The 25,569-nt window shown below is 69.4% G+C and carries 24 protein-coding genes; 10 read left to right on the top strand and 14 right to left on the bottom strand.

The features are described 5' to 3' along the window. The first annotated feature begins 2 nt into the window (after positions 1-2). Positions 3-1,034: a DNA polymerase III subunit delta gene (locus TEF_01185; GenBank protein ANK79559.1), complete on the top strand. Its 1,032-nt coding sequence runs from the start codon at positions 3-5 to the stop codon at positions 1,032-1,034. A gap of 134 nt (positions 1,035-1,168) precedes the next feature. Here the strand turns inward: TEF_01185 and TEF_01180 are convergent, their stop codons facing one another. From TEF_01180 to TEF_01155, 6 genes are all read right to left on the bottom strand, one after another. Next, the gene (locus tag TEF_01180) at positions 1,169-2,062 is read right to left on the bottom strand and encodes a chromosome partitioning protein ParB (protein ID ANK79558.1); all 894 of its coding nucleotides are present in this window, start codon (positions 2,060-2,062) and stop codon (positions 1,169-1,171) included. Between the two features lie 7 nt (positions 2,063-2,069). After that, a complete protein-coding gene (locus tag TEF_01175; GenBank protein ANK79557.1) occupies positions 2,070-2,891 on the bottom strand; it encodes a chromosome partitioning protein ParA in 822 nt (273 codons plus the stop codon). Continuing rightward, the gene (locus TEF_01170; protein ANK79556.1) at positions 2,875-3,501 is read right to left on the bottom strand and encodes a 16S rRNA (guanine(527)-N(7))-methyltransferase RsmG; all 627 of its coding nucleotides are present in this window, start codon (positions 3,499-3,501) and stop codon (positions 2,875-2,877) included. The genes TEF_01175 and TEF_01170 overlap by 17 nt, the downstream gene beginning before the upstream one ends. 7 nt (positions 3,502-3,508) lie before the next feature. Continuing rightward, positions 3,509-5,410 carry a tRNA uridine(34) 5-carboxymethylaminomethyl synthesis enzyme MnmG gene (locus TEF_01165; protein ANK79555.1) on the bottom strand — a complete coding sequence of 634 codons (1,902 nt, stop codon included), beginning with the start codon at positions 5,408-5,410 and terminating at the stop codon, positions 3,509-3,511. A gap of 140 nt (positions 5,411-5,550) precedes the next feature. After that, the gene (locus tag TEF_01160) at positions 5,551-6,876 is read right to left on the bottom strand and encodes a tRNA uridine(34) 5-carboxymethylaminomethyl synthesis GTPase MnmE (protein ID ANK83199.1); all 1,326 of its coding nucleotides are present in this window, start codon (positions 6,874-6,876) and stop codon (positions 5,551-5,553) included. Positions 6,877-6,881: 5 nt separating this feature from the next. Further along, positions 6,882-7,124 carry a hypothetical protein gene (locus TEF_01155; protein ANK79554.1) on the bottom strand — a complete coding sequence of 81 codons (243 nt, stop codon included), beginning with the start codon at positions 7,122-7,124 and terminating at the stop codon, positions 6,882-6,884. A gap of 72 nt (positions 7,125-7,196) precedes the next feature. Between TEF_01155 and TEF_01150 the strand changes: the two genes are divergently transcribed. The 4 genes from TEF_01150 to TEF_01135 all read left to right on the top strand — a co-directional run bounded on the left by TEF_01150 (position 7,197) and on the right by TEF_01135 (position 11,803). After that, entirely contained in the window at positions 7,197-9,242 is a 2,046-nt protein-coding gene (locus TEF_01150; GenBank protein ANK79553.1) for a thymidylate kinase, read from the top strand. 209 nt (positions 9,243-9,451) lie between these two features. Next, positions 9,452-9,910, top strand: coding sequence for a cysteine methyltransferase (locus TEF_01145; GenBank protein ID ANK79552.1), 459 nt, complete (start codon positions 9,452-9,454; stop codon positions 9,908-9,910). A gap of 117 nt (positions 9,911-10,027) precedes the next feature. Continuing rightward, entirely contained in the window at positions 10,028-10,726 is a 699-nt protein-coding gene (locus tag TEF_01140) for a carboxymethylenebutenolidase (GenBank protein ID ANK79551.1), read from the top strand. A gap of 102 nt (positions 10,727-10,828) precedes the next feature. Continuing rightward, on the top strand, positions 10,829-11,803 hold the full coding sequence (locus TEF_01135; GenBank protein ANK79550.1) for a quinone oxidoreductase: 975 nt from the start codon (positions 10,829-10,831) through the stop codon (positions 11,801-11,803). Positions 11,804-12,136: 333 nt separating this feature from the next. Here the strand turns inward: TEF_01135 and TEF_01130 are convergent, their stop codons facing one another. Next, positions 12,137-12,988, bottom strand: a complete 852-nt coding sequence (locus TEF_01130) for an MBL fold metallo-hydrolase (protein ANK79549.1) — start codon at positions 12,986-12,988, stop codon at positions 12,137-12,139. A gap of 369 nt (positions 12,989-13,357) precedes the next feature. Beyond that, positions 13,358-15,232, bottom strand: coding sequence for an excinuclease ABC subunit C (locus tag TEF_01125; GenBank protein ID ANK79548.1), 1,875 nt, complete (start codon positions 15,230-15,232; stop codon positions 13,358-13,360). 224 nt (positions 15,233-15,456) lie between these two features. Here TEF_01125 and TEF_01120 point away from each other — a divergent pair, with 224 nt between their 5' ends. The 4 genes from TEF_01120 (at position 15,457) to TEF_01105 (ending at position 19,906) form a co-directional block, all read left to right on the top strand. Continuing rightward, the gene (locus TEF_01120) at positions 15,457-16,953 is read left to right on the top strand and encodes a hypothetical protein (GenBank protein ID ANK79547.1); all 1,497 of its coding nucleotides are present in this window, start codon (positions 15,457-15,459) and stop codon (positions 16,951-16,953) included. Between the two features lie 99 nt (positions 16,954-17,052). Next, entirely contained in the window at positions 17,053-17,607 is a 555-nt protein-coding gene (locus tag TEF_01115) for an HslU--HslV peptidase proteolytic subunit (GenBank protein ANK79546.1), read from the top strand. Positions 17,608-17,649: 42 nt separating this feature from the next. Beyond that, complete coding sequence (locus TEF_01110; protein ANK79545.1) at positions 17,650-18,960, top strand: HslU--HslV peptidase ATPase subunit; 1,311 nt, start codon at positions 17,650-17,652, stop codon at positions 18,958-18,960. A gap of 478 nt (positions 18,961-19,438) precedes the next feature. After that, positions 19,439-19,906: a hypothetical protein gene (locus TEF_01105; protein ANK79544.1), complete on the top strand. Its 468-nt coding sequence runs from the start codon at positions 19,439-19,441 to the stop codon at positions 19,904-19,906. Positions 19,907-20,015: 109 nt separating this feature from the next. Here TEF_01105 and TEF_01100 read toward each other — a convergent pair whose 3' ends face one another. The 4 genes from TEF_01100 to TEF_01085 are packed head-to-tail and all read right to left on the bottom strand — an operon-like array spanning position 20,016 to position 23,174. Next, complete coding sequence (locus tag TEF_01100) at positions 20,016-20,498, bottom strand: hypothetical protein (GenBank protein ID ANK79543.1); 483 nt, start codon at positions 20,496-20,498, stop codon at positions 20,016-20,018. Between the two features lie 4 nt (positions 20,499-20,502). Continuing rightward, on the bottom strand, positions 20,503-21,009 hold the full coding sequence (locus TEF_01095; protein ID ANK79542.1) for a hypothetical protein: 507 nt from the start codon (positions 21,007-21,009) through the stop codon (positions 20,503-20,505). Between the two features lie 18 nt (positions 21,010-21,027). Then, complete coding sequence (locus TEF_01090; GenBank protein ID ANK83198.1) at positions 21,028-21,756, bottom strand: hypothetical protein; 729 nt, start codon at positions 21,754-21,756, stop codon at positions 21,028-21,030. Further along, positions 21,756-23,174, bottom strand: coding sequence for an amidase (locus TEF_01085; GenBank protein ANK79541.1), 1,419 nt, complete (start codon positions 23,172-23,174; stop codon positions 21,756-21,758). The genes TEF_01090 and TEF_01085 overlap by 1 nt, the downstream gene beginning before the upstream one ends. A gap of 74 nt (positions 23,175-23,248) precedes the next feature. On the opposite strand from TEF_01085, the gene TEF_01080 reads away from it, so the two are divergent. After that, the gene (locus tag TEF_01080) at positions 23,249-24,235 is read left to right on the top strand and encodes a carbohydrate kinase (GenBank protein ANK79540.1); all 987 of its coding nucleotides are present in this window, start codon (positions 23,249-23,251) and stop codon (positions 24,233-24,235) included. Positions 24,236-24,350: 115 nt separating this feature from the next. On the opposite strand, the gene TEF_01075 is transcribed toward TEF_01080, so the two are convergent. Together TEF_01075 and TEF_01070 are read right to left on the bottom strand one after the other, a co-directional pair. After that, on the bottom strand, positions 24,351-25,037 hold the full coding sequence (locus TEF_01075; GenBank protein ID ANK79539.1) for a hypothetical protein: 687 nt from the start codon (positions 25,035-25,037) through the stop codon (positions 24,351-24,353). Continuing rightward, positions 25,034-25,561: a peptide deformylase gene (locus TEF_01070; protein ANK79538.1), complete on the bottom strand. Its 528-nt coding sequence runs from the start codon at positions 25,559-25,561 to the stop codon at positions 25,034-25,036. The genes TEF_01075 and TEF_01070 overlap by 4 nt, the downstream gene beginning before the upstream one ends. Positions 25,562-25,569 lie beyond the last annotated feature (8 nt).

The raw sequence follows: 25,569 nt of genomic DNA, 5'->3' as shown, positions 1-25,569 counted from the left end.
CGGTGGAGGTCAAGCCCTGGGAGGTCGACCGCTATCTGAGCGGGTCCGACTGGCCGCACCGGATCTTCGTGATCTATGGCCCCGATACCGGACTGGTGCGGGAACGCGCGGAGCGGATCGCCAAGCGGCTGCTGGGCGACAACCCCGACCCCTTCCAGATCGTGCGGCTGGACGCCGACATGCTGTCCGACGATCCATCGCGGCTGTCCGACGAGACGAACCAGATCGGCATGTTCGGCGGAGAGCGGGTGATCCGAGTCGCTGACGCCGGTCAGGCGGCCGTGGGCGCGGCGGCGGCGGACCTGTTCGAAACCCCGTCCGACGCGGCCGCGGTGATCTTCGAGGCCGGCGACATCAAGCCTTCCAATCGCCTGCGCAAGCTGGCGAAGGACAGCAAGGCCGCGGTCGCCCTGCCCTGCTATCCGGACGGCGCGCAGGATCTGGACCGGCTGATCGGCGAGGCGCTTTCGGGCCTGCGCGTCGATCCGGCGGCGCGGGCCATGATCGCGCGGCGGCTCGGCCCCGACCGCCAGGCCAATCGTGGGATGCTGGAGACGCTGGTCACCTACAAGCTGGGCGACGACAGCCCCGTCACCGAGCCGGACGTCGCCGCCGTGCTGGGCGACCAGTCGGCGGTCGGTTTCGACGCCATCGCCTTCGCCGCCTTCGAAGGCCGCACGGCGGATGCGCTGGCCCTGCTGGACAAGAGCCTGGCCGAGAAGACGCCGGCGATGCTGGTGACGCTCTCGCTGGCGCGGCATATTGAGAAGTTCGACGAGGCCGACGCCCAGATGGAGCAGGGCAAGTCCACCGACCAGGCGGTGGGCGCGCTCCGCCTCGGGCCGAAGGACCGCCAGGCCGCCTTCCGCCGTCAGCTCGGCCTCTGGCCGTCGCGCAAACGCGCCCTCGCCCGCCGTCTCTGCATCGAGGCCGATATCGACATGCGCGGCGGCGATGCCGACGACCGCATCGTCTGCCGCAACCTGCTGCTGCGCCTCGGCACGGCCGCGCTGCACCGTCCCGCTTCGCGGTAGGTCCGCCGGAACGGTCCGGTCGATCTTGACAAATGCGCTTTCCCCGCCCTACCGGAAGGCCGGAAGGGCCGGCGGATCAGGCTCGTTCAGACGGTGTGACCCTGAATGGGCCCGAGGCCGGCAGGATCCTGGGATCAATGGCGCGTCAGGCGCCGGCAGATCTCGTCGAGCTGCTCCAGGGACCGGTAGGAAATCCGCACTTCCCCGCCCTTCTGGCCCTTGTGGCGCACATCCACCGCCAGGCCAAGGGCCTCGCGCAGGCTCTGCTCCAGAGCCGCCGTGTCGGCGTCCTTCTGCACGCGCGGCGGCGCATCCTCCGCCGCTTTCGTGACCTTGCGGCGGATGGCCTCCGCCTCGCGGACATTGAGGCCGCGTTCGACGATCTCCTGCGCCAGACCTACCGGGTCTTCGGCGGTCAGTACGGCCCGCGCCGCACCGGCAGTCAGCTTGCCCTCGCGCAAGTATGCCTTGATCTGATCCGGCAGGCCCAGCAGCCGGATGGCATTGGCGACATGGCTGCGGCTCTTGCCCACGGCCTCGGCGATCTCGGTCTGGCCGTGGCCGAACTCCTGCATCAGGCGGCGGTAGCCCTCGGCCTCCTCCAGCGGATTGAGATCCTGACGCTGGATGTTCTCGACCAGGGCGATGCGCAGCGCGTCCTCGTCGGACAGGTCGCGGACCACCACCGGGATCTCGTGCAGCTGCGCCGCCTGGGCGGCCCGCCAGCGCCGTTCGCCGGCGACGATTTCGAACAGCTCCGGCTCGTCATGGTCGCGGCGCACCAGGATCGGCTGCAGGATGCCCTGGCGGCGGATCGATTCCACCAGCGAGCGCATCTCCTTGTCGTCGAAGCTCTGACGCGGCTGATAGCGCCCCGGCCGCAGACGCTCGACGGGCATGGTGCGGATGTTGCGGGCGCGCTGCAGGGTCTCGTCATCGGCCTGCGAGGCCTCGCCCAGCAAGGCGGACAGGCCGCGCCCGAGGCCTCTGTTGCCGGGCCGGCGCGGCGGCTCGTTCTGGTCCGACATGCGCGCCTCAGGCCGCGGCGGTGCGGGCGCGTTCGCGCCGGATGAGCTCGCCGGCGAGGCGGATATAGGCCTGGCTGCCGGCGCAGCGGTAATCGTAGAGCAGGGCCGGGCGGCCATAGGACGGCGCCTCCGAGATGCGGACATTGCGCGGAATCACCGCATCGTAGACCTTCGCCCCCATGTGGCGGCGGACATCCTCGGCGACCTGCTCGGAGAGATTGTTGCGGCGGTCGAACATGGTGAGCACGATTCCCTGGATCTCCAGTTCCGGGTTCAGGGTACGCTTCACGCGGTCGATCGTCGACATGAGCTGGCTCAGACCCTCCAGGGCGAAGAACTCGCACTGCAGCGGCACCAGCACCGCCTCGGCCGCGGCCATGGCGTTGACCGTCACCAGATTGAGCGAGGGCGGGCAGTCGATCAGCACATAGTCGTATTTGGCCGGTAGGGCGGCGAGCGCATGCCGCAGGCGGAGCTGCGGCTCCGGCAGTTCGATCAGCTCCAGCTCCGAGCCACTCAGCTCTACCGACGCCGGCATGATGTCCAGGCGCGGTACGTCCGACGGTATGATTGCGTCCCTGGCAGAGGCCGCGTCGACGAGCACGTGATAGCTGCTGGTACGGCGGCGGTCGCGGTCGATGCCGAGCCCGGTCGAGGCGTTGCCCTGGGCGTCGAGATCGACGATCAGCACCGAACGGCCGACCGCCGCGAGGGCGGTGCCGAGATTGATGGCGGTTGTCGTCTTGCCGACCCCGCCCTTCTGGTTCACCACCGCCAGCGTGCGCGGGCGGCGGGAGGCCTGGGCCTTGATGTCATGCTGGATCGTCACGGCGCGTCAGCTCCTCCATGACCAGCACCGTCCCGCGCTTGTCGCTGAGGCTTCGGTGCCTGGAGAGAGTGAATTTCCAATATTTCGTGGCCGCAGTCAACTCACTCTCTACATCTTGGCCCTTGAGGAACAGACAGCGTGTATGTGGCCCGCGCAGATGCGCCGACAGATCGAGCAGTTTCGGCAGCGGCGCCAGCGCGCGGGCCGTGATCGTGTCCGCCGGCGGCAGGTCGAGATCCTCGATCCGCTCGGCGTGGATCGCCGCATCGACGCCCATCGCCCGCGCCGTCTCCCGAAGGAAGGCCGTCTTGCGGCGGTCCGATTCGATCAGCGTCACGCCCTCGAGGCCGCACGCGACCAGCACGAGGCCCGGAAATCCACCCCCGCTGCCCAGGTCGTACCAGCGCCCGCCTGCATCGCCTATCCCGCCGGCGATATCGAGAAGCTGCCACGAGTCCAGGAAGTGGCGCGACCAGAGGGCGTCCAGGGTTTTCGGGGCGACGAGATTGATCGCCCGGTTCCAGCGCCGCAGCTGCGCGGCGTAGATCTCCAGACGCTCGACCGTTTCACGTGAAACACCGGTGCGGGCCGCGAAGCCAACTGCGTCCATCGGCCCCTCAGCCCGCCGCGGCGCGCGCGCCCTTGCGCAGCTGGGCCAGCACCAGCGACAGGGCCGCCGGGGTCACGCCCGGGATCCGGCCCGCCTGACCGATGGTCGAAGGCCGGGCCGCAGACAGCTTTTCCTTCATCTCGTTGGACAGTCCGGCGATGGCGCCATAGTCGAGATCCGCCGGGAGGGCCACGGCCTCGTCCTTGCGGAACGCCCGGATATCCGCCTGCTGCCGGTCGAGATAGCCGGCGTAGACGGCGTCGATCTCGAGCTGCTCGACGATGCCAGGCGCGACTTCGGCCAGCTCCGGCCAGATGCGCGCGAGGTCGGCGAATGCGATCGACGGATAGCGCAACAGGTCCATGGCGCTGCGCCGCTGGCCGTCGGCGTTGACCGAGAGGCCGTGGCGCTGCGCTTCGGGCGGGGTCAGGCTGCGCTCCGCCATCATCGCGCGGGCATTGTCCAGCTCCGCCATCCGCGCACGGAACATGGCTGCGCGTTCGGCGCCGACAACGCCGGCCCCGATGCCGATCTCGGTCAGGCGCTGGTCGGCGTTGTCGGCGCGCAGCGTCAGGCGATATTCGGCGCGCGAGGTGAACATGCGATAGGGCTCGATGGCGCCGCGGGTCACCAGATCGTCGATCATCACCCCGATATAGGCGTCCGCGCGGCCGAGAATCACCGGCGCCTGGCCGGCGGCGTCGCGGGCGGCGTTGAGACCGGCCAGCAGGCCCTGTCCGGCCGCCTCCTCATAGCCGGTCGTACCGTTGATCTGACCGGCGAGATAGAGTCCGACCACGCGTCGGGCCTCGAGGCTCGGATGCAGCTCCCGCGGGTCGACGAAATCATATTCGATGGCGTAGCCGGGACGGACAATGCGCGCCTTCGCCAGTCCCGGTAGGACCGCGATCATGGCGCGCTGCACGTCCTCCGGCAGGGAGGTCGAGATGCCGTTCGGGTAGACCAGATCGCTTTCCAGGCCCTCGGGCTCCAGGAAGATCTGGTGGCGGTCCCGGTCGGCGAAGCGGACCACCTTGTCCTCGATCGAGGGGCAGTAGCGCGGCCCGGTGGACTCGATCCGGCCCGAATACATCGGCGAGCGCGCGAGATTGGCGCGGATGATCGCGTGGGCTTCCGGCGTCGTCTCGGTGATGTGGCAGGGCAGCTGCGGCGTTGCGATCCGCGCGGTCATCCAGGAGAAGGGCACGGGCGGCTCGTCGCCCGGCTGTGCCTCCAGCGCGGCGTAGTCGATGCTGTGCCGGTCGAGCCTGGGCGGCGTGCCCGTCTTCAGCCGGCCGAGACGGAAGCCCAGCCTGTCGAGTGTGGCGGCGAGACCGACGGCCGGCGCCTCCCCCGCCCGCCCGGCGGGCCAGTTCTTCTCGCCCAGATGGATCAGACCGCGCAGGAAGGTGCCCGTGGTGAGTATCACCCGGCCCGCCCGGAGCCGCACGCCGCGGTCGGTGACCACGCCCGCCACGCCCGGCGCGGCCCCGCCCCGGTCCTCCAGGATCAGGTCCTCTGCCCCGGCTTCGTGGATAGCGAGATTCGCCTGTTCGGCCAGGGCGCGCTGCATCGCCGCCTTGTAGAGGGCGCGGTCGCTCTGGGCCCGCGGACCGCGCACCGCCGGACCCTTCGAACGGTTGAGCAGACGGAACTGGATGCCGGCCGCATCCGCGACCCGCCCCATCAGGCCGTCCAGGGCGTCGATCTCCCTGACCAGATGGCCCTTGCCGACGCCGCCGATCGCCGGGTTGCAGGACATCTCGCCGATGGTGTCGGCGCGGTGGGTCAGCAGCAGGGTCGCCGCGCCCGTGCGCGCCGCCGCCGCCGCGGCCTCGCAGCCGGCATGGCCGCCGCCGATGACGATGACGTCCCAGGTGATGTCCGCGATGTCGCTGGCCGTGCCCATGGGCCGCTAGATACGCGCATCGGGCCGCGCCCTCAAGCGGTCGCATGGCGGACGGCTCGTTTCACGTGAAACGGCAGACCCACCGGCCGGTGCAGAAGGCGCGCGGGCCGGCCCAGCCATCCCCCGCGCGCCAACCGGCATCACTTCCCGATACAGAAATCCCGGAAGATGACGTCGAGCAGGTCCTCGACGTCGACGGCGCCGGTGATGCGGCCCAGCGCCCGCATGGCGAGGCGGAGGTCCTCGGCGATCAGTTCCGGCGGCCGTTCGGGGCCGCCTTCGGCCGCCCGCTCCAGCGCCGAACGGCAGTCCGCCAGCCCCGCCCGGTGCCGCGCCCGGGTCGGCATCGCCCCGCCGCCGGACGCCATCAGCTCCGCCGCCAGCGCCGTCAGCCGTTCCAGCAGTTCGGGCAGGCCCTCGCCGGTCGCCGCGGACAGCCGGAGCCGCCCGCCGGCCGCCGCGCCGGGGCCCAGCCGGTCGGCCTTGCTCACCGCCTCGATCAGCGCCGCCGTGGTTTCATGCGACGGCATGGAGAATCCCGCCGCCCCGTCCGCCGGGTGCAGCGCCAGCACCACGTCGGCGGCGGCCATGCGTTGGGCGGCGCGGCGCACGCCCTCCCTTTCGATGGCGTCCTCCGTCTCCCGAAGCCCCGCCGTGTCGATCAGGGTCACCGGCCAGCCGCCCAGATCGAGATGGACTTCCAGCACGTCGCGGGTCGTCCCCGGCGTCTCCGAGACAATGGCGACATCGCGTTCGGCCAGGGTGTTCAGCAGGGTCGACTTGCCGGCATTGGGCGGGCCGACGATGGCGACCTGCAGCCCGCGGCGCAGCCGCTCGCCGCGCCGCGCATCGGCCAGATGCGCCGCGATCTCGCCCGCGAGAGCGGCCACGTCGTCCAGCACGCCGGCCATGACGCCGCCGGGCAGTTCCTCGTCGGGGAAGTCCAGCCAGGCCTCCAGATGGGCGAGATGGCGGATCAGCCGCCCGCGCCAGCCGTCATAGAGGCCGGAAAGCGCCCCGCCCGCCTGGTCCAGCGCGGCGCGTCGCTGCGCCGTGGTCTCGGCGGCGATCAGATCGGCGACGCCCTCCGCCTCGGTGAGATCCATGCGGCCGTTGACGAAGGCGCGGCGGGTGAATTCGCCGGGCTCGGCCATGCGCAGCCCTTCGAAACCGCCCAGCGCACCTAGCAGATCCTCGACAATGGCGCGGCCGCCATGGACGTGCAGCTCCAGCACGTCCTCCCCGGTGAAGCTGCCCGGTCCGGGAAAACGCAGCACCAGCCCGCGGTCGATCGCCGCGCCTTGCCCATCCCGGAGGGTGCGGAGCGCGGCCCGCCGCGGTTCCGGCATATCCCCGGCCAGCCCCCGGCAGACCGTGTCGCAGGCCGCGCCGGACAGGCGGATCACCGCGACTCCGGCGGGACCGGGCGCGCTGGACAGAGCGTAGATCGTGTCGGCGCCGGACAGCCCGGTCAGTCCTTCTTGCCGTTGCCCGACATGGCCGCCCACATCGCCTTCTGCATCTGCTCCACGCCCTGCATGCCCATGGGCAGCCACTTGGCGAACAGCGCCTCGGGCTCCAGGTCCTGGATGTTCTGGCGCAGCCGCTCCTCGAGGTCGGCCATCAGGCGCTGCTGCATGGGCTGGACGTCCGGCAGACCGAAGAAGATCCGCGCTTCCTCGGGCGTGCAGTCGATGTCGATGGTGATTTTCATGTGCTGGCACCTATTCTCTGGGGGAACGCCCCGAAGCAAGACGCATCATAGAACGTGGGAGCCGCCGCCGTCATGACGCTCGATCTGAAGCGCAACAATCTCGACCAGAGCACCAGTCCATACCTGCTGCAGCACAGGGACAATCCGGTCCACTGGCAGATGTGGTCGGCCGAAGTCCTGGAGGCTGCGGCCGCGGAAGACAAGCCGATCCTGCTCTCGGTCGGCTACGCCGCCTGCCACTGGTGCCACGTGATGGCCCATGAAAGCTTCGAATCGGAGGCGATCGCCGGGCTGATGAACGAGCTGTTCGTCAACATCAAGGTCGACCGCGAGGAACGCCCCGACATCGACACCATCTACATGACCGCCCTGCACATGCTGGGCGAGCAGGGCGGCTGGCCGCTGACCATGTTCCTCACGCCCGACGGCAAGCCCTTCTGGGGCGGCACCTATTTCCCGCCGGAAAGCCGCTGGGGCCGGCCGGGCTTCCCCGACGTGCTGCAGCGCATCCGCGAGGTCTACGACGAGGACAAGGACACGATCGCGAAGAACACCGAGGCCCTGACCACGGGCCTGCGCGAGAACGCGATGCTGGAGATCCGTCCCGACCGGCCGCAGATCGCGCCGAACGTGCTCGACCAGGTGGGCCAGCGCCTGCTGCAGGAGGTCGATTCCCAGCATGGCGGCATCGGCGGCGCGCCCAAGTTCCCGCAGGTGCCGGCCTTCGAGCTGCTCTGGCGCATGCATCTGCGCACCGGCGACATCAACGCCCGCCACGCCGTGCTCAACACCCTCGCGCGGATGGCTCAGGGCGGCATCTACGATCATCTGGGCGGCGGCTTCGCCCGCTATTCCGTCGACGCCGAGTGGCTGGTGCCGCATTTCGAGAAGATGCTCTACGACAATTCGGCGCTGATCACCCTGATGAGCCAGGTCTGGCGCAAGGAGGGTCTGCCGCTGCTGGAACAGCGGGTGCGCGAGACCGCGGAATGGGTGCTGCGCGAGATGATTGCCGCCAATGGCGCCTTCGCCGCCTCGCTGGACGCGGATTCGGAGGGCGTCGAGGGCAAGTTCTATGTCTGGGACGAGTCCGAGATCGACGCCGTCCTCGGCCCGGAAGCCGCGCTGTTCAAGGACTTCTACGACATCACGCCGGACGGCAATTTCGAGGGGAAGAACATCCCCAACCGGCGTCTGAAACCCGATCTGCTGGACGCGGAAACCGAGGCGCGGCTGGCCGCGGCGCGCACGAAACTGCTGGCGAAGCGGGCCGAGCGGGTCCGCCCCGCCTGGGACGACAAGGTGCTGGCGGACTGGAACGGCATGATGATCGCCGCCCTGGTCGAGGCCGGGCTGACCTTCGGCGAGCGAGCCTGGATCGAGGCCGCCCAGCGCGCCTTCGCCGCCGTGGTCAAGGACATGCAGGCCGAAAGCGGGCGGCTGTTCCACGCCTGGCGGGAAGGCCGCGCGCGCCATACCGGCATGCGCGACGACCACGCCTGCATGGCCCACGCGGCGCTGGCCCTGCACGAGGCGACCGGCGCCAGCCACTACATCGAGCACGCCACCCGCTGGGTGCAGGTGCTGGACGAACACTTCCTGGACGAGCGGTCCGGGGCTTACTACTTCACCGCCGACGACGCCGAGGCCCTGATCGTGCGCACTCTCGATCTCGGCGACAACGCCGCGCCCAACGGCAATGGCGTGATGATCGGCGTGCTCAGCCGGCTGTGGCGGCTGACCGGCGACGCGGCCTGGCGGGAGCGGCTGGACACGCTGGCCGGGGCTTTCGCCACCCAGATGACGAAGAACTTCTTCCCCGTCACCACGGCGATGAACGCCATGGCCTTCGACATGGCCGCCCTCGACATCGTGATCGCCGGCGGGCGCGACGATCCGGCCACCGACGCGCTGGTGGCCGCCGCCGGTCGCCATGCCGGACCGGACCGGCTGTTGCAGATCGTCGACCCCGGCGCCGGCGCCCTGCCCGACAACCACCCGGCCCACGGCAAGGGCCCGGTCGACGGCAAACCGGCGGCCTATGTCTGCCGCGGGATGGTCTGCGGCCTGCCGATCACCGACCCGGAGGCCCTGGCGCGGGAGCTGCGTGGCGGCTGACGCACCCACATGGCATCTCCGATCCCCCACCCCGCCCCTCCCCCTTGGCCAAGGGGGAGGGTGGGCCGCGCCAGCGGGCCGGGAGGGGGTCGCCCTCCCCATCGGTGTCATCCCGGCCAACCCGAGCAGCGCAAGGCCCGAGCCGGGACCGCCGCTTTCACCGCAACAACCGGGATGACGGCAACCCGCGCCCGCCCTATCTTCGTTGCATGCCCGTGACCCTGCATGACAGTCCCCTGGGGACCATCCGGATCGAGAGCGATGGCGCGGCCATCACCGCGCTGCGCTGGTCGAAGAGCGGCTGGCCGGATGCGCCGGAAGACTGCGGCCTGCACGACCGCGCCGCGGATCAGCTCGCGGCCTATTTCGCCGGCGAACTGGATGAATTCGACCTCCCCCTCCGCCCCGCCGGCTCGAACTTCCAGCGCTCGGTCTGGGCCGCCATGCAGGCGATCCCGAAGGGCGCGACCCGTACCTATGGCGACGTCGCCGGCGAGATCGGCGCCCCGGCCCGGGCGGTCGGCACGGCCTGCGGCCAGAACCCGATCCCCGTGATCATCCCCTGCCACCGCATCGTCGCGGCCAATGGCAGCCTGGGCGGCTTCTCGGCCGCCGGCGGGGTCGAGGACAAGGTCTGGCTGCTGCGCCACGAGGGCGTGCTGCTCTGACGCCCCTCCGGGCGGTCCGCCGCCCTTGCCGGGATAGTCTCCCCTCCCTACCATCCCTGCCGGGTTTCAAAGACACGCGTTTCACGTGAAACGGCGCGCGGCACAAGGGAGGACAACATGGGCGAGGACATCCGCATCAAGGCGAAGGACGGCGGCAGCTTCGGCGGCTATCTGGTGAAGCCGGCCTCGGGCAGCGGCCCGGGCGTCGTCGTCATCCAGGAGATCTTCGGCGTCAACCAGGTCATGCGCGGCATCACCGACTGGCTCGCCTCGGAAGGCTTCGTGGCGCTCAGCCCCGACCTGTTCTGGCGCATCGAGCCGGGCATCCAGATCACCGACAAGACCGAGCAGGAATGGGCCAAGGCCTTCGAACTGTTCCAGAAATTCGACGCCGACAAGGGCATGGAGGACGTCCAGGCCACCATCGACCACCTGCGCGGCGTCGACGGCTGCACCGGCAAGGTCGGCACGGTCGGCTTCTGCCTGGGCGGGCTGCTGACCTATCTGTCCATGACCCGCACCGACGCGGACGCCGGCTCCGGCTATTACGGCGTGAACATCGACAAGATGCTGGGCGAGGCGAAGAACATCACCCGGCCGCTGATCCTGCACGTCGCCACCGAGGACGGCTTCGTCGACAAGGAGGCGCAGGCGAAGATGCACGAGGGCCTCGACAGCCACGAGCACGTCACCCTCTACGACTACGAGGGCAACGACCACGCCTTCGCCCGCGTCGGCGGCGAGCATTACGACGAGAAGGCGGCGCAGCTCGCCAACCAGCGCACGCTGGAGCTGTTCCGCTCGGCGCTGGCGTAGTCCGACGTCATGGCCCGGCTTGTCCGGGCCATCCATTCCACACCTCCCCCCATGGACCCGCCCGGACGAGCCGGGCGGTGACGGGTTGCAGGAGAGATCCACATGGTCAAGGCGATACGCGTGCACGAGCCGGGCAGCCCGGAGAAGATGCTGTTCGAGGATGTCGAGCTGGCCGATCCCGGTCCCGGCGAGGCGCGGGTGCGCCACACGGCCATCGGGCTGAACTACATCGACGTCTACCACCGCACGGGCCTCTACCCGCAGTCGGCGCCCTATGGCGTCGGCATGGAGGGCGCGGCGGTGGTCGAGGCCCTGGGCGATGGCGTGAACCATATCGCCGTCGGCGACCGCGTGGCCTATGCCGCCCCGCCGCCGGGTTCCTACTCGGAGGCGCGGGTGATGGACGCCTCCAAGCTGGTGAAGGTGCCCGACGGCATCGACGACGAAACCGCGGCCGCGATGATGCTGAAGGGCATGACCGTCGAGTACCTGGTCCACCGCACCTACGAGTGCAAGGCGGGCGAGACGGTGCTGTTCCACGCCGCGGCCGGCGGCGTCGGCCAGATCGCCGGGCAGTGGCTGAAGGCGCTGGGCGTGCGCGCCATCGGCACCGCCGGCGGGCCCGAGAAAGTGAAGCTCGCCCTCGAACACGGCTATGACGAGGTGATCGACTACAACGCCGAGGACTTCCGCGAGAAGCTGATGGAGCTGACCGGCGGCAAGGGCGTGCCGGTGGTCTACGACTCGGTCGGCGCCGCGACCTGCGAGGGCTCGCTCAACTGCCTGCAGCCGCGCGGCCTCTACGTCACCTTCGGCAACGCCTCGGGCCCGATCGAGAACTTCGCCCCGGCCACGCTGGCGGCGAAGGGCTCGCTCTACATGACCCGCCCGACGCTGATGACCTACACCGCCACCCGCGCCGACCTGGAGCTTTCCGCCGGCCGGGTGATGGAGATGGTCTCCTCGGGCAAGGTGAAGATCGAGATCAACCAGCGCTACGCGCTCGCCGACGCGCCCCAGGCGCACCGGGATCTCGAGGGCCGCAGGACGACGGGCCAGACGGTGCTGCTGCCGTAGACAGCGGTTCCACATGGCGCGCGGGGGTTGGTTGGGCCGGCCCGCGTGCATTGCCGGTCGGCGCGCCGGGGACCCCCGGGTCGCCGCCCGAGCGCAGGTGGCATGGCCGGCCCGCGCGCCTTCTGAATCATGGAAACGCCGCTTCCCCCGGACCAGCTCAGGCATGGGTCCCGCGCCGGCGCTGACGCGCCGCGCAGGACGCTGAACCTGCCCAATGCCGGAGTCCTCGGGCTTGACCCGAGGACCTGTGTCGTGGCGCGGATGGGTGCACAGGCCCTCGGATCAAGTCCAAGGGCAACAACATATGATGGCTCAATCCAACTTTGGACCGTTCTAGACGTCCAGCCGGTAGGCGTCGCCGTCCTTCCTGAGGTAACCCGCGGTGGCGCCGGCGAAATGGGTGCCGATGATCAGCGTCGGCGTCTCCGCGAACTCGGCGAAGACGCGCTCCCGCGTCGCCTGGGCGGCCTTCTGGTCGTAGTCGGCGGTGCTGCACCAGTCGACCCGCGCCATCTGGCAGGGATGATGGACGAAGTCGCCGGTGATCATCGCCTTCTCCCCTTCCGATTCGATCAGCACCGAGACATGGCCCGGCGTGTGGCCGTGGGTGGGCATCAGCGTCACCTCGGGGCAGATCCGATGGGTCGTGTCGACGAAATCGACCAGACCCGCATCGAAGACCGGCTGCACGGAATCGGCGAAGATCTGCTGGCTCGCCGGATCGTCGTCCTTGGCCCGCCAGTAGTCGAACTCGGGCGTCGCCATCAGATAGCGCGCGCCGGTGAAGGTCGGCACCCACTTGCCGTCGACCAGCCGGGTGTTCCAGCCGACATGATCCACATGCAGGTGCGTGCACATCACCGTGTCGATGGAATCGGCCGGATAGCCCGCCTTCTCCATGTCCTCCAGGAAGGGCAGCGAAAGGTCCGACCAGGCCGGGATTTCGCGCTTCTTGTCGTTGCCGAGGCAGGTGTCGACGACGATGCGGCGGTCCGGCGTCTCGATGACCAGGGCGTGGATCGACATGATCAGCCGCCCCTCCTCGGTCATGAAGTGCGGCTTCATCCACTCGATGGGCTGGCAGGCTTCCTTCGTGGCGTCGGGCAGGATGAAGCGCGTGCCGCCGGGCACCTCCATCTCCACGATCTTGGTGACCTTGACCTTGCCGATCTTCCAGCTCTGCATGACGCGCCCTCCCCTGGCTCCAGATGCGGCCCGCAGCCTAGCGCGCCGGGGGTCCGGGGGGGAAGAGTGGCGGACGCATGCGTCCTGGCCAATCCCGGGTCCTGGACGGACCGCAGATCCGATCCGGGGCCCATGCCTGAGCAGGTCCGCGCAACGCCTTGTAGCCGGAAAGGCTCCGGTGTGGGTCCCGTGTCGCCGCGTACGCGGCGCACAGGACTCGGAACGAGGGCGATTCAGCAGGGGCGCGGGCCGGCTCCCCTCTTGGTGTCATCCCGGTCAAGCCGAGCAATGCGAGGCGCGAACCGGGACCTCAGCAGCATGATTCAGCAGGCCCGCCGGCCGGCCATGCCATCCCCGGCGGGCCGACCTCTAACCGTTGAAATGATCGTAGATCTGTTTCGCCATGGCGCCGGAGATGCCGTCGACGCGCTCCAGGTCGGCAAGGCCGGCGCGGGCCACGCCCTTCGCGGAGCCGAACTTCAGCAGCAGCGCCTTCTTCCGCTTCGGGCCGATGCCCCCGATCTCGTCCAGCGGCGACTGGCCGATCTGCTTCGAGCGCCGCGCCCGGTGCGTGCCGATGGCGAAGCGGTGCGCCTCGTCGCGCAGGCGCTGCAGGTAGTAGAGCACCGGATCGCGTTCGGGCAGGCGGAACGGCGCCTTGCCGGGGACGTGGAACTCCTCGCGGCCGGCATTGCGGTCGACGCCCTTGGCGATCGAGACCACGGCGACGGCGTCCTGCAGTTCCAGCTCCTCCAGCACCGCCTCGGCAACGCCGAGCTGGCCCTTGCCGCCGTCGATGATCAGCAGGTCCGGCCAGTCGCCGTCGCGGCTCGCATGCTCCTTCTTCAGGCGCTGCAGCCGCCGGGTCAGCACCTCCCGCATCATCGCGAAATCGTCGCCGGGCGTCAGCTCCGTCGACTTGATGTTGAACTTGCGATAGGCGGCTTTCCTGAAGCCTTCCGGCCCCGCAACGATCATGCCGCCGACTGCGTTGGTGCCCATGATGTGGCTGTTGTCATAGACCTCGATGCGCGCCGGCGGCGCATCCAGCCCGAAGGCCTCGGCGACGCCTTTCAGCAGTTTCGTCTGCGCCTGGGTCTCCGCCTGCTTGCGGCCCAGCGCCTCCTCGGCATTGCGGACGGCCTGGTCGACCAGCTCCTTCTTGCCGCCGCGCTTCGGCGTCAGCAGCTGCACCCTGCGCCCCGCGCGGACGCCCAGCGCCTCGGCGATGAGCTCCTGGTTCTCCACCTCGTGGCTCAGCAGCACCTGCCGCGGCGCGGGCCGGGAATCGTAGAACTGCCCGACAAAGGCGGCGAGCACGTCGGCGGTGTCGTCATCCTTGGCATGGCTGGGGTAGTAGGCGCGGTTGCCGTAGTTCTGCCCGGCCCGATAGAAGAACACCTGCACGCAGGTCTGGCCGCCCGCCGCCGCCGCCGCCATGACGTCGGCCTCCTCCAGCCCCTCCACGTTGACGCCCTGTTTCTGCTGGATCTGCGCCAGCGCCCAGAGCCGGTTGCGGTACATGGCGGCGTCCTCGAACTCCAGCGCATCCGCCGACTGCTGCATCTTGCGGCCCAGCTCGTCGCGCACCGCCTGGCTGCGGCCCGACAGGAAGTCGCGCGCCTCGCCCACCAGCTCGGCATAGTCCTCCTGGCTGACATAGCCGACGCAGGGCGCCAGGCAGCGCTTGATCTGGTACTGCAGACAGGGCCGGGTGCGGGTGGCGAAATCCCCGTCGGAACAGGACCTTAACGGAAAGGCGCGCTGCAGCGCCGTCAGCGTGTGATTGACCGCCGTGGCGCTGGCGAAGGGGCCGTAATAGTCCCGGTCCTTCTCCCGCGCGCCCCGGTGCTTAACCAGCATCGGATAGTCGTGGTCCAGATTGACCTCGATATAGGGGAAGGACTTGTCGTCGCGCAGGATGATGTTGAAGCGCGGCTTCAGCCGCTTGATGAGGTTGGCTTCGAGCAGCAGCGCATCGACTTCCGTGTGGGTGGTGATGATCTCCAGCTCGGCGGTCATCTGCACCATCCGGGCGATGCGGATGGAGAGGCCCCGCGCCCGCGTGTAGCTGGTCACCCGCGCCTTCAGGTTGCGCGCCTTGCCGACATAGAGCACGTCGCCCTTGTCATTGAGCATGCGGTAGACGCCGGGACTCTCGGGCAGGGACTTCAGCCGCCCCTGCAGCACGGCGAAACCGTCCTGCTGCTCGACGTCCTCCGCTGAATCGCTGCGCTCTGCCATCACGCTGCGCCTGCGGAAATGTTCTGAAACACGGGGTCATGCCCGCCCCCGTGCGGGCATCCGGTCGATTCATGGACTCGCGGCGCAGCCGCACCAGACCCCCGCACGAGGCGGGGGTGACGCGCGGCGGGAAGGGTACGGGCCTCAAAATCACTCATGGCCACAAGGATAGGCATCGGGGCATCATGTTGAAAGCAAGTGCACGGTTTCAGGGGAGGAACGCCATGCGCCTGACGGTCGCCGAGACCATTGCCGTCCGTTCGATCAGCCAGCCGGACAAGACCGCCATCGAGGTCCTGCAGGGCGGACCGACCTATACCTATGGCCAGATCCTGCCGCGCATCGTCGCCCTGGCCGAGGCCATCCGCGACGCCGAGCCCGGCCCGCAGGGCACGATGGTGGCCCTCTATCTGCCCAACGCCGCCGACCATGTGCTGGGCTATCTCGCCTGCATGTGGCTGGGTTACGCCGCGGTGCCGGTCAATTCGCGCCTGGCCGAGCCGGAAGTCGATTTCCAGATCACCGATTCGGGCGCCCGGACCATCCTCGCCGCCGGCGAATGGCTGGAGGCGGCGAAGAAGGCGGGCGCGCGGACCGGCGCGAAGGTGATCGACGCCGACACGATAGAGACGCCGGCCAGCGTCGACCGGCCGGTGCTGGGCGAGCACGAATTCGGGCCGAAGGACTGCGTCGTCGGCTACACCTCCGGCACCACCGGCTTCCCGAAGGGCGCGCTCTATTCGAACGACCACTATCTGACGGCGCAGATGCGCTGGGGCTGGGAATACGGGCTGACCGCCGACCAGGTCATGCTGGTGCCGGGGCCGATCTTCCACCTGTCCTATGCCGGCCTCGCCATGGGGGCGCTGATGATCGGCGCGCGGGTTCGCATCATGCAGCACTTCGACCCGGCGCTGGCGCTGGACGAGCTGACCGAGACCTGCACCTTCGCCTTCCTGGTGCCGTCCATGACCACCATGATCGCCGAGGAATGGAAGGCCCGCGGCAAGCCGGAGGTCGGCGCCTTCCGCTTCATGATCTCGTCGGGCGCCCCGGGCCCGCTGTCGATGACCACCCAGGCGATGGAGATGTTCGCCAAGGCCCGCATCGCCGAGGCCTATGGCTGGACCGAGGGCGGCTGGTGCACCTTCGAGGTCAAGGACAAGGAGACCCTGCTGGCCCATTCGGTCGGCTGGCCCACCGCCGGCAACGAAGTCCAGGTCTTCCGCGAAGACGGCACGCCCGCCCCCGTCGGCGAGCCCGGCGAGGTCGGCGTGAAGTCGGTGACCCACTTCTCCGGCTATCTCGGCCGCCCCGAGGAAACCGCCGAGGCCTGGAAGAACGGCTATGTCATGTCCGGCGATATCGGCATCTGGCAGCCGGACGGCCGGCTCTGCATCGTCGACCGCAAGAAGGACATGATCATCTCCGGCGGCGAGAACATCTACACCGCCGAGGTCGAGCGCATCCTGGTGGAACATCCCGACATCCTCGAGGCGGCCGTGGTCGGCCTACCCGACGAGCGCTGGGGCGAGATAGTCACGGCGATGGTGGTGCCGCGCGGCGCGGCGACGCTGACGGCCGAGGACGTCATCGCCCACTGCCGCGCCAATCTGGCCCACTACAAGGCGCCGCGTCGGGTGGAGATCGCCGCCGAGCTGCCCCGCAACCCCATGGGCAAGGTGCAGAAGTTCCGCATCATCGAGAGCCTCGCCGGGTGACCGGGCCGCGGACGCGGAGGCCGACGCCTTGAAGCGCGGGGCCGCAGACATACATCCACCGCTCGACCCGGCCGCGCCCCTGCGCTATGCGGAGACCCCATGAACGACGGCAATTCCAATCTCTGGCACGGCACCACGATCCTTTCGGTCCGCAAGGGCGGCAAGGTGGTGGTGGCCGGCGACGGTCAGGTCACGCTCGGCGACACCGTGATCAAGTCCAATGCGCGCAAGGTGCGCCGCCTGGGCAAGGGCGACATCGTCGGCGGCTTCGCGGGCGCCACCGCCGACGCCTTCACCCTGTTCGAGCGGCTGGAATCGCGCCTGGAGCAGCACCCCGGCCAGCTGCTGCGCGCCGCGGTGGAGCTGGCCAAGGACTGGCGCACCGACCGCTATCTGCGCCGGCTTGAGGCGATGATGGCCGTGGTCAACGCCGATGTCTCGCTGGTGCTGACCGGCACCGGCGACGTCCTCGAGCCCGAGGACGGCCTGATCGGCATCGGCTCGGGCGGCAACTACGCGCTGGCGGCGGCGCGGGCGCTGATCGACCGCGACGACATGGACGCCGAGGCGATCGCCCGCCGGGCCATGAAGGTCGCCGCCGACATCTGCGTCTACACCAACGAGAGCGTCGTCGTGGAGACGGTGGAGGGCTGAACCGCCCCGGCGCTCCTGACCCAAACGAGAGTACAGGACGACATGGCCAACTTTTCCCCGCGCGAGATCGTGCACGAGCTGGACCGCTTCATCATCGGCCAGAACGAGGCCAAGCGGGCCGTCGCGGTGGCGCTGCGCAACCGCTGGCGGCGCCAGCAGCTGCCCGAGGATCTGCGCGAGGAGGTCCTGCCCAAGAACATCCTGATGATCGGCCCCACCGGCGTCGGCAAGACCGAGATCTCGCGCCGTCTGGCGAAACTGGCCGAGGCCCCCTTCATCAAGGTCGAGGCCACCAAGTTCACCGAGGTCGGCTATGTCGGCCGCGACGTGGAGCAGATGATCCGCGATCTGGTCGAGATGGCGCTGGTCATGGTGCGCGAGCGCCGCCGCCGCGAGGTCAAGGCCCGGGCAGAGCTCGCCGCCGAGGAACGGGTGCTCGACGCCCTGGTCGGCGAGAGCGCCAGCCGCGACACGCGCGAGAAGTTCCGCCAGAAACTGCGAAACGGCGAGCTCGACGACAAGGAGATCGAGCTGCAGGTCCAGGAACAGGGCGGCATGAACCTGCCGACCTTCGACATTCCCGGCCAGCCCGGCGCGCAGATGGGCATGCTCAATCTCAACGACATGTTCGGCAAGATGATGGGCGGACGCACCAAGCCGCGGCGCATGACGGTCGACGAATCCCACGAGATCCTGATCGCCGAGGAATCCGACAAGCTGCTCGACGAGGAAACGCTGACGGCCGAGGCCATCTCGTCGGTCGAGAACAACGGCATCGTCTTCCTCGACGAGATCGACAAGATCACCGCCCGCTCCGACCGCCAGGGCGCCGACGTCAGCCGCGAGGGCGTGCAGCGCGACCTGCTGCCGCTGATCGAGGGCACCACCGTCTCCACCAAGCACGGCGCGGTGAAGACCGACCACATCCTGTTCATCGCCTCGGGCGCTTTCCACATCGCCAAGCCGTCGGACCTGCTGCCCGAACTGCAGGGCCGCCTGCCCATCCGCGTCGAGCTCAAGCCGCTGACGAAGAACGACTTCCAGCGCATCCTGACCGAGACGGAAGCGAGCCTGATCCGCCAGTACACGGCGCTGATGGCGACCGAGGAGGTCACGCTGGAGTTCACCGACGACGCCATCGAGACCCTGGCCGACCTGGCCGTGCAGGTTAACGACTCGGTCGAGAACATCGGCGCCCGGCGGCTGCACACCATCATGGAGAAGCTGCTGGAGGAGGTCAGCTTCACCGCCTCCGACCGCGCCGGCGAGACCGTCCACATCGACGCCGCCTATGTGAAGGACAAGGTCAGCGAACTGGCCGAGGACGCCGACCTGTCGAAGTTCATTCTTTAACAGCGCCCCCACATGGCGCGCGGGGGATGGTCTGGCCGGCCCGCGCGCCTGCTGACTGCCATCCCGCCGTCCTCAAGCACGCCATTGTCCGGCCATCCCCCTTCCTGACCCTCCCCCTTCCCCGAAGAGGGAGGGAATTCGCGCTCGAAGGACCGCGGACCCCCACGAGTCCTGCGCGCCGCATCGGCGGCGGCGCGGGACCCATGCCGGAGCATCACCGCCTCGCACCACGCTGCCGGAAAACTTCAGGCGTGGCTCCCGGATCGGACCTGCGGTCCGTCCGGGACGCGGAGCGGGTAATGTTTCCAGGGGTCCCGGATCGCCGGCGCTTCGCGCCTGGTCCGGGATGACACCGGGGGAGAGGCCCTTCCATTGGTGTCATCCCGGCCGGACCCCGGACACTTGATCCGGGGGAGAGCCGGGACCTGCTCGGCCAGTGACCGAACCCGGTCGATTGACCCCCAGTCTCGACGGCCGGTTGAAGTTCTGCTCCAATAGCTCCCGCGAGCGCGAAGCGGAGCGGTTGATGGATTTGTCCGGCGTCACATACCTGATCCTGTTCGCCCTGATCGTCGCCATACCCCTGATCGCGATCGCGACCGAAGACACCGACGCGCGCATGAGCCGCGGGGATTTCATCCGCCGCGCCCTCCCGGCGTGGTTCGCCGCCATCCTGGTCGAGCGCGGCGCACGGCATGTCGCGCGCGGCCTGGAGCTCGAGCCGGCTCTCGCCACCATGCTCGTCGGCAGCCTGATCGCCGGCTGTCTGGTTCACTATTTCTACAGGGCGGTCGCGCGGCGCAGCCTCGACGCCACCGGACGCAAGAAGATGGCCGATCTCGTCCTCATTCCCCTGATCGGACTTTTCGTCCTGGTCGGTCTCTGCCTGCTGCCCAGCGACAATCCGCGCGCGGGCGGCCCCTCATCGCCTCTCCCGGCGGGCTGACTTCGCCATTCCCCCGCCCTACCGACTGTCCGAAGCCCTTGGAATACTGGGGCCCTACAGCGCTTCGTCCGCCCTACTCCGGCTATCCCGGAACGGGCGGACGCCGTGCCTAGCCCTGCCGTTTCGCCGTCATCAGCCGTTCGGCGATGGCGTGTTCGCAGCCTTCGGCGCCCTGGCCGTCGCGGCGGCCGAGCGAGACGTCCTCGATCAGGTTGCGGCCGTTGACGAACAGATGGATGACGCAGTCGTCGGTCACGTACTGCCACATGGCGTGCTCGCCCTCCCGCCAGTCCAGGGCGGGCCGGCCGAGCCAGCCGCGCACCTGGCCGGCTTCCGCGCCCAGCAGCGCCGCCGGCGTCACGTCGGGCAGATCGTCACCGCCGGTATCGGGGCTGGCCGTCACCACCGCCGGCAGGGCCGCCTGACGGCGCTTGCGCGCATCCAGCGCGGCGCGCAGATCGTCGGAGCGGGTGATCGGGGCCTTCCTGGCTTCGGGCGCGGCGGGCGCGCTCTCGCGCAGACCCAGTTCCGCGCAGGCCGAAAGCAGGGCCGCGGCGACGGCGGCCGTCAGGACGGATCGAAGCAGGGGCAAGCGGCTATTCCGCCGCCGCCGAGGTCACCAGTTCCGGCTCGATGATCTCGATCTCGCCGTCGATGCGTCCGCCGGGCTCGATCTCCAGCTCGGCATAGGCGATATTGCCCTGGGCGCGGCCGCCCGCGCGGACCGTCAGCCGCCCACGCACCCTCAGCGTGCCCTCGAAACGGCCCATGATCTCGGCGCGCTGCACTTCGGCCTCGCCCTTCAGGACGCCGGTCTCCGAGATCTCGAAACTGCGGCAGTTGGTCAGCGTGGCCTCGGCCGTGCCGTTGATCAGCAACCGTTCGCAGTCGCCGATCTCCCCCTTCACGTGGATTTCCTTGCCGATCACCAGCGTCTTGGCTTCTGCCGCCATGGCGCGTCTCTCCCTATCCTCGGCGTCCCGGCCGCGCCGCCCTGTCGGCGGCGCCTTCGGAATCGTCTGCTGCTGACCCGGCCGGTCGGGCAGGCCGGAAACGTTCCCGACCGGCGGCGCGGGCTCGGCCGTGTCCCTCTTCCTGAACATGATGCGTCACGGTTCCCGTCAATCGCGGCCGCCCCCCGATGGCGCGCGAAGTCTGCCCCGTCTGCCGAGGTCCTTGAAAATATGCACCATCATCGCCGCGCCGACCACCGGAACGATGAGATTCAGGAAGGGCACGGTGAATCCGACCGCGATGGCGATGCCGCCGAGCAACACCGGCGTGCTGTTTCGGCGCCGCACCGCCACCACCTCGTCGTCGTTCAGATGGTGGAAGGCGGCGAGTTCGAAATACTCCCGCCCCAGCAGCCAGCCGTTGACAAGGAAGATGACGATCAGGATGGGCGGGATCAGCAGGCCGATCAGGTAGAACGGCATGATCAGGATGTTGATGGACAGCACCAGCGCGGTGAACTTCGCCGCGCGCCAGATCGACGGCCAGAGCGGCGGCTCCTGCCCGGGCGGGTCGCCGGGGTAGTGCCGGGCCTCCACCGCGGTGACGACGTCGTCCAGGAAGACGCCGCAGATGCCGGTGACGATGGCGGGGAACAGGATCCACATCACCGCCAGCAGGCCGAGCACGGCGGTGCCCTCGATCAGGCTCAGCGCCCAGGAGGAGATGGAGCCGACATAGTAGACCAGGATGTAGTCGATCGCGAACCAGGCCGCGGCGGCGGTGACTGCCACCGCGATCAGGCTCAGCCCCAGCGCCTTCCACAGCACCTTGCGCAGCTTCGGATCGGCGGCGAGTTGCTGGAATCCCCTGGCCGCCCCGTTGACGACGGCGCCGATCAAGCCGCCGCCTCCCGCGGCATGACCGGCGTCGCGCCGGCCAGACCGGTGGCCTGCTCGAACATCGCCGCGCCCGAGAGCAGCGACGCCTCGCCCCGTTGCGGCCCGACCAGCTGCAGCCCGACGGGCAGGCCGCCGGGGGTGAAGCCGCAGGGCACGGAAATGGCCGGGCAGGTGGTCAGCGTCAGGGCGAAGGTCATGATCAGCCAGCTTATGTAGCTATCGAAGGCCACGCCTTCCAGTTCTTCCAGATAGCGCGTATCGGCGTCGAAGGGCGGCGTGTTGACCGTCGGCGTCACGAACAGGTCGATATCGGCGAACTGGGCCTGGAAGCGCTGGAACAGGTCCGCCCGCTGCCGCTCCGCCCGCCCGATCTCGTCGGCGGTGAGCGCCAGGCCCTTCTCGATGTTCCAGACCATCTCCGGCTTCAGCTGGTCGCGGTGAGTCTTCAGCTTGTCGCCGTGGGTGGCGGCGAACTGGGCCGCGCGGATCACCTGGAAGACCGGCTCGGCGCAGGAGAAGTCCACGGCCGATTCCACGATCTCCGTGCCCATGGCCCGGAAATGCGCCAGCGCGGGCTCGACCGCGGCGCGGACGTCCCGGTGGATCGGCGAGATGCCCATGTCCATGGAGAAGGCGATGCGCTTCGGCGGCCGCGCGTTGGCCGTGGCGGCGGCGAAGGATGTCGCCGGCGCGGGGAGGGAGATCGGGTCGACCGCCATGTGTCCGGCCATGGTGTCGAGGAACAGCGCCACGTCGCCCACGGTCCGGCCCATGGGCCCCTCCACCGAGTTCGGCGCGAAGGGCAGCGCCGACGGCCCGTGCGGCACCCGTCCCGGGCTGGGACGCAGGCCGACGACGCCGGTGAAGGCCGCGGGGATGCGCAGGCTGCCGCCCATGTCGCTGCCCTGGGCCAGCCAGACCTGTCCCGTCGCCAGCGCCACCGCGGACCCGCCCGAGGAGCCGCCCGGCGTCATCGCCGTGTTCCAGGGATTGCGGGTGACGCCGAAGACCTCGTTGAAGGTCTGGGCCCCGGCGCCGAATTCGGGCGTGTTGGCCTTGGCCACGACCACGCCGCCGCGCGCCTCGATACGCTCGACCATGGCGTCGGAGCGTGCCGGCACGTGATCGGCGAAGATGGGCGAGCCGAAGGTGGTGCGGACGCCGGCCACCTCGGTCAGGTCCTTGATCGCCACCGGCAGGCCCCAGAGATAGCCCGGCGGCGGATCGTCGGGGTGCTTCAGGCGCTTCGCGTGGTCCCGCGCGCGGTCGAGGCAACGGGTCGGCAGCGCGTTGACGGCGCCATCGGCCGCGGCGATCTGTCCGGCGGCCGCGTCGATCAGGTCCAAGGGGGTGACGTCGCCGGCCTTCAGGCGGGCGACGGCTTCGCTGGCAGACAGCCGGATGAGTTCGTTCATGACGGGGCGGATTTTGCGCCACGGCCCCGAGCGTGTAAACCGGGGCCCGGTATCGAGGCGCAGAGGAGATTGAAATGAACGGAACCGATCTGGACGTCGTGGCGCTGGGCAATGCGATCGTGGACGTGCTGTCGGAGTCGGACGACCGGTTCCTGGACCTGCACGGCCTGCCCAAGGGCGGCATGCAGCTGATCGACGAATCCCAGGCGAAGAAGCTCTATGGCGACATGGGCCCCGGCGTCGAGATGTCGGGCGGCTCGGCGGCCAATACCGTCGTCGGCGTCGCCGCCCTGGGCGGCAGGGCCGCCTTCATCGGCCGGGTCCAGGACGACCAGCTGGGCGAGGTCTTCACTCACGACATCCGGGCTTCGGGCGTGGCCTTCGAACCGCCGGCGCCGAAGCCGGGCGCGGCCACAGCGCGCTGCCTGATCCTGGTGACACCGGACGCCCAGCGCACCATGAACACCTTTCTCGGCGCCAGCGCCGAGCTCGGCCCCGACGACATCGATCCCGCGATGATCGCCCGCGCCCAGGTGACCTATCTGGAGGGCTATCTGTGGGATCCGGAGCCGGCCAAGGCCGCCTTCCGCAAGGCCATGGACGCCGCCAAGGCCGCCGGCCGCAAGGTGGCGCTGACGCTCTCCGACAGCTTCTGCGTCGACCGCCACAGGGCCGAATTCCGGGAGCTGGTGAAGGGCCCGGTCGACATCCTGTTCGCCAACGAAGCGGAGATCATGTCGCTCTACGAGACCGGCAGCTTCGACGAGGCCCTGGCGCAGGTGCAGAAGGAAACCCATCTGGCCGTGCTGACGCGCTCCGAGAAGGGCTGCGTCATCGTCGCGGACGGCGAGCCTCTGACCGTCAGCGCCAGCAAGCCCGACATGCTGGTCGACACCACCGGCGCGGGCGACCTGTTCGCCGCCGGCTTCCTGTTCGGCTACACCGCGGGGCGCGACCTGGCCGACTGCGGCCGGCTCGGCGCCATCGCCGCGGCGGAAGTCATCGGCCACTACGGCGCACGGCCGGAAAAGGATCTGAAGACGCTGATCGGCGGGATCTGAGGCAGGTCAGCGAACAATGTGGCGTCCTGGGGCTTGACCCCAGGACCCAGTCCATCGGTCGGCTGGGCCCCTGGATCGAGTCCAAGGGCGACAAAGTCAGGAACAGAACTTCTCCCTAAACCCGGAAGGGGCTGTTGCGGCGTTCGGCGATGCGGCGGCCGATGCGCGCCGGACTGGGCAGGCGGACCCCGGCGTTCTTCAGCCGCGCCTTGGCCTTCTCGAACTTCATCACGTCGCCGATGCGGCGGTCGAGAAAGGCCCAGGTCCGCTCGTGCCCGGCGGAGCTGTCGTTCAGCCAGTAGAGCAGCGTCGAGCCGTAGACACCGGCCAGCAGGGCGCGCTTGGAATAGAAGTTGAAATCGGTCGAGGTGTCGCCGATCGCGCGCCACATCAGGTCGACGGTCCGGTAGAGCGCGCGCATCGCCCGCGGACCGCGGTGCGGCAGCCCCAGATGGGAGAGGCCGCGGCGCACGGCCTCCCTGTGCGGCGCCGCCCGCTCCAGCCGGAGCCGCACGGCGGCCGTGATCTTGTCGCGGATGCGCATCTGGTCGAGATCGAGTTCCAGGACGTCGCGCACCATCTGCTCGTCGGCGCGCGCCATGAAATGGTCCAGCAGGCCTTCCGACCCTTCGGGAAAGGCGCGGTAGACATCCAGCGGCGTCATCTCCGTGTCGTCTGCGGCGCGGCGCAGGGTCTGCTCGGTCCAGCCGTCGAAGGCGGCGTGCGGCAGGGCGGCCTCCAGCAGCCTGTCGCGCATGGCCTCGATCCCGGCCTGCGGATCCTGTTCCGTGGTCTCGCTCATGTCGTCGCTTCCTCCAGGTGGTGGCGGAATTCGCTCTCGAAGATCAGCCGGCTCAGGTCGTCCATGCGCTGGGGATAGAGAACCCCGTCCAGGTGGTCGCATTCGTGCTGGACGACGCGGGCGTGGAAGCCCTTCGCCTCGCGCTCGATCCTCTGTCCGTCGACGCCGTAGCCCGAATAGCGGATGTATGCTGGCCTGGACACCAGACCGCGCAGGCCGGGCACCGAAAGGCAGCCTTCCCAGCCCGCCTCGGTCTCGTCCGTCAGCACCTCGATCCGGGGATTGACCAGCACGGTGAAGGGCACGGTTTCCGGATCGCCACGGCCCGGCGGCACGTGGAACATGACCACACGCTTCGAGACATGCACCTGCGGCGCGGCCAGCCCGGCGCCGGCGATGTCCTCCAGCGTGGCCATCATGTCGCCCACCAGACGCAGGATCCCCGGCGCCGTGGGGTCCTCCACCGGCTCGGCGACCTGCCGCAACACGGGATGGCCCATCTTCGCGATCTTCAGTATCGCCATGGTTTCCC

Source organism: Rhizobiales bacterium NRL2 (assembly GCA_001664005.1).
Taxonomy (GTDB): Bacteria; Pseudomonadota; Alphaproteobacteria; order Minwuiales; family Minwuiaceae; genus Minwuia.
Note: the sequence above shows the minus strand (reverse complement) of the source record. Positions and strands in the feature narration are given on the sequence as shown.